Annotated in this window: 9 protein-coding genes; 3 read left to right on the forward strand and 6 right to left on the reverse strand. The window is 53.6% G+C overall.

Going from position 1 to position 12415, the window contains the following annotated elements:
* Positions 1–60 precede the first annotated feature (60 nt).
* On the forward strand, positions 61–984 hold the full coding sequence (locus tag R70723_RS11215; RefSeq protein ID WP_047171101.1) for a divergent polysaccharide deacetylase family protein: 924 nt from the start codon (positions 61–63) through the stop codon (positions 982–984).
* Here R70723_RS11215 and R70723_RS11220 read toward each other — a convergent pair.
* Entirely contained in the window at positions 971–1819 is an 849-nt protein-coding gene (locus R70723_RS11220) for an N-acetylmuramoyl-L-alanine amidase (protein WP_231574865.1), read from the reverse strand. The genes R70723_RS11215 and R70723_RS11220 overlap by 14 nt on opposite strands.
* Before the next feature lie 191 nt (positions 1820–2010).
* Between R70723_RS11220 and R70723_RS11225 the strand changes: the two genes are divergently transcribed.
* The gene (locus tag R70723_RS11225; protein WP_039872094.1) at positions 2011–2199 is read left to right on the forward strand and encodes a YqzE family protein; all 189 of its coding nucleotides are present in this window, start codon (positions 2011–2013) and stop codon (positions 2197–2199) included.
* A gap of 798 nt (positions 2200–2997) precedes the next feature.
* Here R70723_RS11225 and R70723_RS11230 read toward each other — a convergent pair.
* The 3 genes from R70723_RS11230 to R70723_RS11240 all read right to left on the reverse strand — a co-directional run bounded on the left by R70723_RS11230 (position 2998) and on the right by R70723_RS11240 (position 6981).
* Positions 2998–4065, reverse strand: coding sequence for a hypothetical protein (locus tag R70723_RS11230; protein ID WP_052421269.1), 1068 nt, complete (start codon positions 4063–4065; stop codon positions 2998–3000).
* 154 nt (positions 4066–4219) lie between these two features.
* The gene (locus tag R70723_RS11235; RefSeq protein WP_039872096.1) at positions 4220–5239 is read right to left on the reverse strand and encodes a YqhG family protein; all 1020 of its coding nucleotides are present in this window, start codon (positions 5237–5239) and stop codon (positions 4220–4222) included.
* A complete protein-coding gene (locus R70723_RS11240) occupies positions 5236–6981 on the reverse strand; it encodes a DEAD/DEAH box helicase (protein ID WP_081957348.1) in 1746 nt (581 codons plus the stop codon). The genes R70723_RS11235 and R70723_RS11240 overlap by 4 nt, the downstream gene beginning before the upstream one ends.
* A gap of 333 nt (positions 6982–7314) precedes the next feature.
* Here R70723_RS11240 and R70723_RS32890 point away from each other — a divergent pair, with 333 nt between their 5' ends.
* Positions 7315–11082 (forward strand): LAGLIDADG family homing endonuclease, encoded by a 3768-nt coding sequence (locus tag R70723_RS32890; RefSeq protein WP_081957349.1) that lies wholly within the window; start codon positions 7315–7317, stop codon positions 11080–11082.
* Positions 11083–11317: 235 nt separating this feature from the next.
* Here R70723_RS32890 and R70723_RS11255 read toward each other — a convergent pair whose 3' ends face one another.
* Complete coding sequence (locus R70723_RS11255; protein WP_039872097.1) at positions 11318–11554, reverse strand: hypothetical protein; 237 nt, start codon at positions 11552–11554, stop codon at positions 11318–11320.
* Between the two features lie 25 nt (positions 11555–11579).
* Positions 11580–12293 carry a hypothetical protein gene (locus tag R70723_RS32025; RefSeq protein ID WP_052421270.1) on the reverse strand — a complete coding sequence of 238 codons (714 nt, stop codon included), beginning with the start codon at positions 12291–12293 and terminating at the stop codon, positions 11580–11582.
* Between the last annotated feature and the right edge of the window lie 122 nt (positions 12294–12415).

The following is a 12415-nucleotide window of genomic DNA, read 5'->3' on the forward strand; positions in this document are numbered from 1 at the left end:
AAACCTCCGGATTCCAAACAATGAGAGCATTAGCTGCAGAAGATGAAGGAGGCGTTCCTGATGAACCATAGGTTCACGTTTCGTTACAATTGCCGCAAGCTGTGCTCATATGCCGCCGTAGTAGTCCTGATGACCACGCTGTTACCGGGAGCCCCGTCTGCGGTGAAAGCAGCGGCTGAACACCGGGCAGAGGCTGGCTGGTCTGAGCCGGGCAAGGTGCCGGCTGCAGACAACCCAATTACGGAGGGGCGGGCAGAAGGGCAGCCGGTGAAGCCTGCCCGCAGCCGTGTAGCCATTATAATCGATGATTTCGGTAACGGGATGCGCGGCACCGATGAAATGTTCGCCCTGCCGGTCAAGATTACCGCTGCCGTCATGCCGTTTCTGTCCACCACGGAGCAGGACGCAAAGCGGGCTCATGAACGCGGCTATGATGTGCTGGTGCATCTGCCGATGGAGCCGCGCCAGGGCAAGCCGGAATGGCTTGGTCCCGGTGCCGTTCTGACCAGCATGAGCGACGCGGAGGTGCGCCAGCGGGTCGAAGCGGCGCTGGACAATGTCCCTTATGCAATCGGAATCAACAATCACATGGGCTCCAAGGTGACCGGGGATGAGCGGGTAATGAGAATCGTGCTGACGGTCTGCAGGGAACGCGGCCTGTTCTTTGTAGACAGCCATACAAACTACAGGTCGGTTGCCGGCAGAATGGCCAGGGAGCTGGGGCTGCCGCCTGTGGAGAACCACATCTTTCTTGATGATGTTCACTCTGCCGGCCATGTGCTGAAGCAGATGCGGCTTGTGAAGGAGAAGGCGCTGGACGACGAATTCTGTGTAACGATCGGACATGTCGGTATCCAGGGCAAAGAGACCGCCGCGGGCATCCGCAGCGGCATTGCAGAACTGAAGGATCATGTGGATTTCGTCGGCATTTCAGAGCTGGTCAAGGATGAATGGAAATGGAATGCGCAGCTTAGACTTCCATAAGATAAGCGGCGATCCCGCCGGCAATCGCCTCTGCCAGCTCCTCCTGGCCCCGGGGGGAACAGAGCCTGCCGCGGTCAGCCGGACTGCTGATAAAGCCCGCCTCAACGATTACTGTTGTGGCGGTTATTTTGTTGAGCAGGTAGAACGGCTTGCCCGGCCTCGGGTCTGTCCGCATGCCATACAGCTTGTTCAGCTGATCCTGAATGGATCGGGCCAAAAGAAAGCTGCGACCTTCCTGGCGGTACAGGACGAGCGGCCCATGCTTGGCGGGGGAAGGCGCCCAGTTAATATGGACACTGACCACCACATTAGCCGGTAGCGTCTCCGCAAGCTCCTTGCGCTGGGCCAGATCACGCATATGGCGGGAGGAGCTGCGCAGCCAGCGGTTCTCGTCACTGGGGGCATAATCCCCGGTACGGTTAAGGATGGCATCAAAGCCGTCACTGCGCAGCAGCAGGAACAGGCGCCGGGAAATCGCCAGCGTAATATCCTTCTCCAGAATATCGCCATGGGAGGTTCCCCCGTCAATTCCCCCATGCCCGGCATCGATCAGAATGATGCGCTGGTCGTGGCCCAGCACCTGCCGTCGTTCCTGCTGTGTTGCAGGCGGCGACGCTGAAAGGGCAGAAGCAAAGGGAGATGCTGATAGGGCGGAAGCAGAGGGTGATGCTGAAAAGGCAAAAGCAGAGTGGGAGGCATCAGCAGGCCCGGCATTAACGGGACCGGCCATCAATCCCATCAGTCCTGCTGAAGCGAGCAGAATCGACCATCTGCGCCAGGTGCGTCGTACAGTTCTTTTGTTACAGGCAGCGGCTCTCGGGCTTAAATGTCTCATGTGCATGACCTCCTTGCACGTTATTCATGTTATCCGGCGGATTCTTTGTTAGATTGTGCTGTGAAAGCCAAGTCTATACGGAGCGCAGGCGGTTTAGAGATATCAGCTTTGGAGCACACTAGAGCTAGAGACATCCGGCAGCGGCTGGATGAAGCAGTAAAGCTGCAGAACATTAAGAGGAGGTACGGACAATGGCTTCCAGCGGAGATGATCTGGTAAAGTACATTACCGAGAAGGTAGTAGTCTATATGGAGGACCCAAAGGCCAGCCGGGAGCGGCGCAGAGCCGAGAAGCAGCCGTGGGCGCAAAGATGGTTCGGCATGCTGCCGCTCGGGCTGTCAATCTGGCGGAGCAAATGGACCAGGGAGGACCGCCGGTGAGCGGCGGAGCATGGAGCTACAGCAGGTTTATACGCAAATAAACAACCTTCCCGGCCGCATGGCGGCATTATAACGGGAAGGTTGTTTTGATGAGGAATATTGCGGAAGCGGAAACGGAATTCGAACCAAACTCGAACTGGAAGCCGAAGCAGACCCGGACCCCGAACGGGCCCTTGAGCCGGAACACGAAGCGAAGCCGACCCGCCCAAGAGCCGGACCCCGAAGCGAAGCCGACCCGCCCAAGAGCCGGACCCCGAAGCGAAGCCGACCCGCCCAAGAGCCGGACCCCGAACCCGAACCCGAACCCGAACCCGAACCCGAACCCGAACCCGAACCCGAATGCCTCCCCCGCCCCACAAACCGTTAACGGACCCAGATGACGTTAATTATACTTAATGAGGCATTTCATAATTCTAACGGACCGTAGTGATCTTATTTCTCTCAAAATAGCTAATACAAGGCCTAGTATCCGTGAATAAGGTCACTGGAGTCCGTTAGAACGTCCAAAAGCTTATTTGGGCGAAAATAAGATCGCTGGAGTCCGTTAATGTGAGTACATCATGCAGTACCTGACGCAATACCAGATGCAGTACCTGATGCAGTACCTGATGAAATCCGCTATGGTGTAGGCGCATGAACTGGGTAACCAAGGGGAAAGCAGCGTGAGAAACGTTACGGCTAACGTAAACCTCATTACTTAGGTAACACTGTTACACTTTACGGGTTGCCGAACAAACCAGGGTAAGCAAAAATTCACAAGTTACCGCATGATACACTGGCTACCGCATACTGCAAAAGCTATCGCAGTACCGCAACAGCAGCATCAGCACTATAGGCCAAATCCTTACCCTTTGCATCCGGCAGCTTATGCAGTGTTCCCGTCTGCTGAAGCAGGGCAAAGGGCAGATACCGTCTGCCCTTCAGGCCGGTGGCAGCATAGATTACTGTGCGGGCCTTATCTCCCTGGCCGGCGGGCCGCCAGCTCTGAAAGCCTGTAATCATAAAAGGAGCGCCGGTCGTGTCATTGGCTCCGGGCGACTGAAAGGCCAGGGCACGGCCGCTGCCGAGCAGGACGGCAACATTGCCGCTATCCACTGCCTTCAGCCTGGAGCCGGCCAGCCACGATAGATCCGCATACGGATCATCCTGTCCTCCGCTAAGGCTGGCAGGCAGCGGTGACCAGCGGCTGCCCAGACTGGTTACTGCATCGGCTGATGGTTGAGCTGCTTGCAGCGCAGCCTCAGCCTTGACCGGATTCCAGGGCAGAAGCTCCATGGTCACAGCATTAATATAGTAGGTCTGCTTGTCCAGTGAAAGCTTCCAAACCGGAAGCATAGGAGCATAAAGGGCCGTTAATTCGGCGGTGCCGGAATAGGATGAAGGAATAAGGGCCTCCTGCACCACATACTGGCGCAGTTCGGTCAAGCTGTAGGGAAGTCCGGTTGTGCCTGCACCGTATTCACTGAGCGCATAGCCGCCGTCTGCTGTGGCGGATATGATCAGATAGCCGATACGCTGCTCACCATTCAGTACATTTACCAGCCAGCTGTGCGTGCCTGGTCCGAGCGGGTAATATGCGGTGCCGGCGTTTTTCCAGGAGGTAAACGGAGCGGCTGCGGATAATCTGCTGATCGTGTCGGCAGTAAACTCCTGCAGAGATTTGGGTGAGGGCAGCGGCTTCAGGGAGAGCTCCGGCAGAAGCGCCTGCGAAACGGTCTGCGGCGCAGCAGCGCGGCTGCCCTGGGCAGTAGCTTCACCGGCTGACGGAAAAGCTGCGGCCACAGGCAGCAGGGCCAGTCCGAGACACAGGATGGAGAGCAGCCGGCGCCGCCTTGGCACTGCCTGCCGTCGTGCAGATGATTTCATGACATCATTCACCTTTCTTGATCCATAATCGTACGGGCTTGTCCTCTACATCTATTGTAGAAGACAAGCCCTGAAAAGGGTGTTGCTTGCTGTCGCGCGGCGGTGGACCGCGCGGCTTGTTTTTTTGCCTGCTTTTAGCAGACCTGGTCGTATTCTATGAACTGCGCAGGTGAAACAGACCATAAGTGACGGCAGAAACCGAAATTTGCGGCTCATACTGCCAGGTGGTCTCAGTCCGGCGGGCGTTATACTGCTCTTCGATAGCCTGCTTTTTCTCCTCATCCGGCTCCTTCAGCAGCTCGGCATAATAGAGATCGACGATGCTCAGCTCCAGCTGCAGCCGCTCCCTGGCCTGTTCGGCCCAGCTGTAATCCAGCCCGGCAAGCTGGGCGGTCAGGTAGTTCTCCAGCCTGTCTGCTCCTCCTGCAACGCTTAGCTCATAGGGCTGGATATGGATGTTCTCCGGGAGGCGCGGTGTCAGCTCCAGCCTGTCCAGCCTGGAGCCGAAATCGGTGACAATCTTCCCTGTGGTCAGGGAGATCGCGAGAAAATGCAGCTCCTCCCGCTTCAGGTCACAGGTCATTTCAACCTTATAACATACGCCAAGCCATGGTTCATAGGCTGCGGAGAATAGGGTCATCCGCTGTCTGCTGCCGGGGTCCTCGAACAGCTGCAGGCATTTGCCCTCGTCCCGCGCTGCAGCCCAGATCTGATTGAGCCGCTTGCTGCCGTAGATGACATCCTCGCGGCGGATCATGCCCGGCCCCAGGCGCGGCAGCGCCGGAACAACTCCGAAATAACGGGCAAGAATGCTGTCCTGCGGATCAGCCGACACACCTGGCGGGACTCCGGCCGGGGCTGCTCCCGTTGCGGCAGGCTCGGCAGCAGCCTCCATGCTTAAGCTGCCCGGCGGCCGGGCAGGCGCTGCCGCTGCCGTTGCGGCGGCATGATCATACTGCTCCGGATCGAACACGAAGGTGAATGAAAGCGTCTCCGGTTCAGCGCCTGTACGCTCCACAAACCCCCAGTAATATGGCCTGTCGGTCAGCATCCGGTCGGCGCGGGGGGAGAGCTTGACTGTTACATGCAGCGGAGACACCTCGATAATGGTGCACTCTGTGGCCTCTAGATAATCCATCACATGCTTGCGTACTTCCTGTACACTCAGCGTCATGGCGAAACCCCGCTTTTCTGCCGGGTTTCCTGGGACAGCTCACTCAGCGATTCGCCGATATCATCCAGGCTGCTGCGCAGCTCCTCGTCGCTGCGGGCCTCCAGCATGATTTTATAAAGGCTTTTTTCCAGCGATTCCTTCTGCTCAAAGCGTTCCAGGATCACATCCAGCCCCCCGATGACCATCTCGAACATGTTGATTTTTTCGTGCAGCAGGTGGAGAATATGCTCTTCAATCGTTCCTTGGGTAGACAGATTATAGATAACGACGTCATTCTGCTGGCCCAGCCGGTGTACCCGTCCGATCCGCTGCTCCACCCGCATCGGGTTCCAGGGCAGATCAAAATTGATCATATGGTGGCAGAATTGCAGGTTAATGCCCTCGCCGCCCGCTTCGGTGGCAATCATGACCTGGGCGCGCCCGCGGAAGAGATCCATCATCCAGTCCTTTTTGCCGCGGTTCATTCCGCCGGAGTAAGGCACACATTGCAGCCCGTGATCACGGAAGTATTGCAGTAAATATTCCTGGGTGGCCCGGTACTCTGTAAACACAATTACTTTTTCATTCATATCCCGGATCAGCTCCATCGTCTTCTCCGCCTTGGTGTTCGTCTTGACTGTGCGGATGCTCTGCAGCAGCTCCATCATCCGGTCGCGCTTTGGCGAATCGGCAGGCAGCTTTTTGATCAGATTAACGAGGGTAATGAAGACGGCGTCACGGCTGCTGCAGACCTCGCGCTGAAGCGTTACAAGGGAGAGCATGCTGCTGAGATTGCCGCCGGACTCCTGATAGGTGTCTTTTACAAAAGCGGTTACCCCGTCATAGAGCGCCTTCTCCTCTGCGGAAAGAATGAGCGGGATATTGCGGACCTTGCGCTTGGTGAAGGTGACAGGACCCTCGCCGCGCCGGTTGCGGATCATTACCTTGGAGAGCTCGCCGCGCAGCTGTACCTCGTTCTTCGGCTGGCGCTTATCGACGACAAAGTTGGCTGCAAAATCACCCTGATTCCCGAGCTGCCCCGGCTTTAGCAGGGTAATCAGATTGAACAGCTCGCCCAGGTCGTTCTGCACAGGTGTGGCTGTGAGCAGCAGGCAGTATTTTTTGCGGAGCTGCTGTACGAACTGGTAGTTGGTCGATTTCTTGTTCTTCAGCTTGTGGGCCTCGTCAATAATCAGCATGTCGAATTCAGAGCTTAACAGCAGCTCCTTGTGCGGATCGCGCTTGGCGGTATCCAGGGATGCGACGACGATGTCGTTGCCCCAGGAGTAGGCTTTTTTCTGGGCGACGGCGGTGATTCCGAACTTGGCATTAAGCTCACGGACCCATTGCAGCACAAGGGAGGCGGGAACCAGAATCAGCACCTTGCCCACCAGCCCGCGCACCAGATATTCTTTGAGAATCAGACCGGCTTCAATCGTCTTGCCAAGCCCCACCTCGTCGGCGAGAATAGCCCGGCCGGACATCTCAAACAATACCTTATGGGCGGTATCGAGCTGATGGGGCAGCGGGGACAGGCCGGACAGATGCTTCGTGCACTGCAGCTCGTCAAAGCTCGTGACAAGGCCGCATTGCTCACCCTGCACAGCCAGCCGCGATAATTTCCAGTCGCCCCAGGGGCCGCCTTTTTCCTGCCTGGATTCCAGATCCTGCAGCCAGTTCCGTTCAAAGGACAGGGGAACCGGCAGCAGCGGGGCGGATATGCCTCCCTCCTGCGGTAAGGAATTGCGGGATAATTGCATCATGTTGCAGCCTCCTCCGGCAAGGTTTTATATCGGAATGCGTAAAAGTAGTATGCTCGTATTAAAGAGAATTCATAACAGAGACTAAAAAACCGCGAAATCAATAGAAAAAGCGCCTGGAATCTGTTTTTTCTGCGGAATCGCTTCTATTTTCAAAAAGGAACTCTGTAACAATATGTGGTATAGTGATGAGGCATGTTGATACAATATATTGTGACAAAAGCTTGAATTGTTGGTTTGCTGCATGTTTTTAGCGGCTGATTTTTATTGACAAGCGGGAGCAATAGCATTACAGCAGTACCTGTGTTACATATCACTTACCGGGAGGTTTTTGTATTGAGTACAGTGGAACCCAACCAGCGCCTTGAAGGCTTGAGCGAGAAAATATTTCTGGACCGTTATGCCTGGAAGGATGCGGACACGAATAATGCCAAGGTAGGCGACGTCGTGCTGGTGCTGACCAAGGATGACCCGAAATTTCCGACCAAGGAGGTCGGTGAGATTGTCGGGCGAAGCGGACGGATAGTGACCGTCAGGACCCGCAGCGGCGAGCTGGTGCAATCGGATGTGGAGAAGCTGACCCTTAATATAGAAAAAACACCTGAGGAAATGTGGGACCGTCTGGCTGCAGCCATGGCCTCTGTGGAGAAGACCCCTGAGCTGCAGGAGGAGTGGACAGGCAAATTCCGCTCTATTCTCGATGACTGGAAGCTCGTTCCGGGCGGACGGATTGCCGCAGGGGCGGGAGCGAGCGAGGAGCTGACCTTGTTCAACTGCTATGTGGTTCCTTCTCCAAAAGACAGCCGCGGCGGGATCATGCAGACCCTCTCCGAAATGACCGAAATTATGGCGCGCGGCGGCGGTGTCGGCATTAACCTGTCCTCGCTGCGTCCGCGCCGGGCTATTGTCAGAGGCGTTAACGGCTCGTCCAGCGGCTCCGTATCCTGGGGCGGCCTGTTCAGCTATACAACGGGACTGATTGAGCAGGGCGGCAGCCGCCGGGGTGCGCTGATGCTGATGATCAACGACTGGCACCCGGATGTGGTCGATTTCATCACCGTGAAGCAGACGATGGGGCAGGTTACCAATGCGAACCTGTCGGTGTGCGTAAGCAACAGCTTCATGCTGGCTGTCAAAAAGGACCTGGACTGGGAGCTGGTCTTCCCGGACACCAGCGACCCGGATTATGATGAGCTGTGGGACGGGGACCTGGATAAATGGAAGGCGGCCGGCCGTGCGGTTATCCCTTACCGGACTGTTAAGGCGCGCGATGTGTGGCATACAATCATTGAATCGGCCTGGAAGTCAGCAGAGCCGGGCGTTGTGTTTATGGAATACTATAACCAGATGTCGAACAGCTGGTATTTTAATCCTATAATTTGTACTAATCCTTGTTTCCACCCGGACACCCGCATTGCAACAGAATATGGACTCCTTACTATCGAGGAATTATATAAAAAGACAGCCGGAGAATCATTCCTGGTCGGAACCGATTTGAGACTGGTCGAGCAGGCAAAAGTGGTCGGCGGCCGAAGCTATGAAATTCCGGGGCTGCAGATGAGAAGGGCGACGGTATTCCCTACGGGAACCAGAGAGACCTTGAAGATTTCCCTGCAAAATGGGGTTGAGCTATCCGTAACGCCTGAACACCGTCTGTTTACCGATTCCGGCTGGAAAGAGGCTCATACTTTAACTGCTGACGACCGTGTATATCTGCAGTCCGGTGAAGGCGGCTTCGCGGCTGAAGACACACTCGGGGAGCAGTGGGGCTGGTTCCTGGGCTGGCTGACTGGAGATGGCTGGATATCCAAACGCGGCGACATCGGCATGGTATTCGGTGAAGCGGACAGCGAAGTCATCCCGGCACTGATTGCTGCTGGTGAAAGTATTACGGGCGTAACCGCCAAAGTGTTTAACCGGGACAACGGGACCAAGCAGGCATACTGGTGGCGCAAATCGTTCCGCGAGCAGCTTGAAGCCCTTGGGGTCAAGGCTGTCAAAGCGGCGGAAAAAGAGGTTCCGGCCGCACTGTATACCGCTTCGCGCGCGACAGTTGTGGCTTTCCTGCAAGGATTATTTTCGGCAGACGGAACGGTCTATGAGAATGACGAGATGCACCGTACGGTCAGACTGACTTCTGCATCGAAGAAGCTGCTGCAAGGGGTTCAGTTGCTGCTGCTTAATTTCGGGATTAACAGCTCCATTTATAATCGTCCAAAGAAAGCACAGGCTGTCTTTACTTACACAACTCTAAGTGGAGAAGAACGAACTTACGAAGGCGGCGGGTTCTATGAGCTGATTCTGAGCGGAAACAACATTGTAGCCTTCAAGGAAAAAATCGGCTTCAAGCTGATCACCCGAAAACAAGAAGCGTTGGAACGGATCGCCAGACCTTCGCGCAAATCAGAGAAGTTCATGTCCAGAGTCGTTGGTGTTGAGACTGGGGAGCTTGTAACGGTCTATGATATCACCGAGCCTGTAACGCACTCGCTGATTGCCGGCGGAGTAGTTGCTCACAACTGCGGTGAACAAGGACTTCCGGGCTGGGGTGTCTGCAACCTGTCGGCGGTCAATCTCTCCAAATTCTATGATGCGGAGAACCATGATGTGGACTGGGCGGATCTGGCGAGAACCACCCGTTATTCCGTCCGTTTCCTGGACAATGTCATCGACAAAACACCGTATCATTTCCCGGAAAATGAAGCGAATCAAAAGCTGGAGCGCCGCGTAGGTATGGGCACGATGGGTCTGGCCGAGCTGATGATCAAGCTGAATATCCGTTACGGCAGCCCGGAATCACTGGAGTTCCTGGACAAGCTGTACGGCTTCATGGCAAGGGAGGCCTATCTGGCTTCGGCAGAAATAGCTGGTGAAAAGGGCTCATTCAAGGCTTTCGATGCAGAGAAATATCTGCAAAGCGGATTTATGCGCAACATTACTGAGGTGTATCCGGAGGTCGGTGAAGCCGTCCTTAAGCAAGGCATGCGTAACGTCACCGTTATTACTCAGGCGCCAACAGGCAGCACAGGAACCATGGTCGGCACCTCGACCGGGATTGAGCCTTACTTTGCCTTCAAATATTTCCGCCAGAGCCGGCTCGGCTATGACGAGCAGTTCGTGCCGATTGCCCAGCAATGGCTGGAGGCGCATCCGGGTGAGGAGCTGCCGGAGTATTTTGTAACCTCGATGGATCTGTCCGCCAAGGACCATATCCGTGTGCAGGCAGCGATTCAGCGCTGGGTGGACAGCTCCATCTCCAAAACAGCCAACTGCCCGTCCGACTTCACTGTCGAGGAAACCGCCGAGCTGTACGAAATGGCCTACGACCTCGGCTGCAAAGGTGTAACCATCTACCGTGACGGCAGCCGCGATGTGCAGGTGCTGGAAACGTCGAAGAAGGAAGACAAAAAGGACACACCTGCCGCAGCAGAGCCTGCTGCTGAACCGGCCCCGGCGGCGCCTTTAGCGCCGGTAGTGGCAGCAAGCCCGGCACCGCAGGCCGGCGGAGCTGACAAGCAATACAAAAAACGCCCGCAGGTGCTGCGCGGCGCAACCTATAAGATCAACACGCCGTTCGGCATGGCGTATATCACCATTAACGATCTGGACGGCATTCCGGGCGAAATCTTCCTGAATGTCGGTAAGGCCGGCTCCGACGTCTTCGCCATGGCCGAAGCCCTGGGCCGTGTCTGCTCGCTGTTCCTGCGCTACGGCGACCACGGCGAGAAGGTTGAGCTGCTGATCAAGCATCTCAAGGGCATCGGCGGCTCCGGCGCCATCGGCTTCGGCGCGAACCGCGTCGAGTCCATCGCCGACGCGGTAGCCAAAGCCCTCGAAACGCATGTGCAGAATAACGCACATGACGACCACGTGGCCGCTCCGATCGCGGCCACCCTGGAGCTCGATTTCAATGAGGCGCTCAGCGCCGAGCTGCAATCGAGCGTGCCAGCCGCGGCTCCTGCAGATGCCGGGCATGGCGGACACGGGACGCACAGCCACTCGGCGGCATCGCGGGATCTCTGCCCTTCCTGCGGGAGTGCATCGCTTATAAATATTGAGGGATGTAAGACCTGCGGAAATTGCGGGTATAGCCGGTGCGGGTGATCAATCCTTTTATGCATGATTGATATTACATTGTGATTGTGCAAAATAAGTGATAAATTTTGCAATAATAGCGAGAAAATTTCGTCAGATAAAGTGATAAAATCATTTTATACATTTTTTTGTATTAATATTCACAAGTGTATAAGTATGCATAATTATTAAAAGCCTGTAGCTAATAAGCTACAGGCTTTTATATACTACATTATTAATCACTAAGCTAAAGTGTTATGAGGATTTATTTTGAAAGTTTGTTATGTGTCTCCGTATATGGAGGTAAATCATCAATAATGATATCAATTGGTGTTGCAGTTTCATACCTGGGGTTAGAGAGTATATTAATTAATGTTAGAGCTTTTCTTAAGCCCGCAATTTCGCCCTTATTATATTCTGAAAGCTGTAGTTGACTTTCTGTTTCTAAAATAGCAGAATTTAAAGCCTCAATTATTGAATTTTTTAATGTTCCATCACCCATAAATACCCCTCCAATATCTCTTTTCTTACAGCCATTTTGCCTTCTGGATTCTGTAAGCCTCTAAACAACTGTTGATAAAATCTAACTCATCTCCTGTTATAGATTCCTTCCCTTTACTAGATAGTATTAAACCGGAGTTTTGTTGGTTTGTTGAAGTTGAGAGATTGTCTCCTTGAAGAATATATTTTGAATAAAATAACTCCATGGGGATTTCATTGAATTTTTGAAAATATATAGTGACAGCATAATAAAGTTCTAATTTATCTGTAAAGCTGAAAGTCTCTCGGCTTAATGTCTCAAGAAGATCGAAACGTCGAGTGATTGCTGCAATATTAAATCTTTCTTTATCTTCAAGATCAAGAACTTTTATATGGTTAGATTGTAAATTAGCTCTTTGAATATGTGTGACAAGTTCGTGCACCTGTTTAATTTCACTATTACATAATAAATAATCTACCATATTCCATGTTTGATCCTCTAACCTAGTTATGAATGCTTTTATTTCTTCAGGAGCCTTTTCTATAACCCCCGCATTGATTAGTGATTGTGGATCTCCTCCTGTAATCTCTGCAAGAGCTCGTGTGACTTCTTCGGATGCAGGTGGCTTAGCTCCTGATCTTAATTTACTAATATAAGATCGGTCTATTTTAATTCCAGAATCTTTTAATCGTTCTAAAATTTCATTAATACTTAATTCGCTATTCTGTATGTATTTGTCAAGTAAATGAGCATATCCCACGTTGCGTTCTCCTTTTTATAAAAAAAATTTATTAAATGTAGTCATAAAAATTGACAAACTGAAAAAAGGAAGGTAAGATGTTCCGATGACTAATTAGGTCAAATTTATGACCTTTAAAAAGA

Source organism: Paenibacillus sp. FSL R7-0273 (assembly GCF_000758625.1).
Classification (GTDB): domain Bacteria; phylum Bacillota; class Bacilli; order Paenibacillales; family Paenibacillaceae; genus Paenibacillus_AQ.

Bases quoted from the DNA above. Each gene is read 5' to 3' on its own strand.
- R70723_RS11215 (WP_047171101.1), top strand. From the start codon at position 61: ATGAACCATAGGTTCACGTTTCGTTACAATTGCCGCAAGCTGTGCTCA.
- R70723_RS11220 (WP_231574865.1), bottom strand. From the start codon at position 1,819: ATGAGACATTTAAGCCCGAGAGCCGCTGCCTGTAACAAAAGAACTGTA.
- R70723_RS11225 (WP_039872094.1), top strand. From the start codon at position 2,011: ATGGCTTCCAGCGGAGATGATCTGGTAAAGTACATTACCGAGAAGGTA.
- R70723_RS11230 (WP_052421269.1), bottom strand. From the start codon at position 4,065: ATGAAATCATCTGCACGACGGCAGGCAGTGCCAAGGCGGCGCCGGCTG.
- R70723_RS11235 (WP_039872096.1), bottom strand. From the start codon at position 5,239: ATGACGCTGAGTGTACAGGAAGTACGCAAGCATGTGATGGATTATCTA.
- R70723_RS11240 (WP_081957348.1), bottom strand. From the start codon at position 6,981: ATGATGCAATTATCCCGCAATTCCTTACCGCAGGAGGGAGGCATATCC.
- R70723_RS11255 (WP_039872097.1), bottom strand. From the start codon at position 11,554: ATGGGTGATGGAACATTAAAAAATTCAATAATTGAGGCTTTAAATTCT.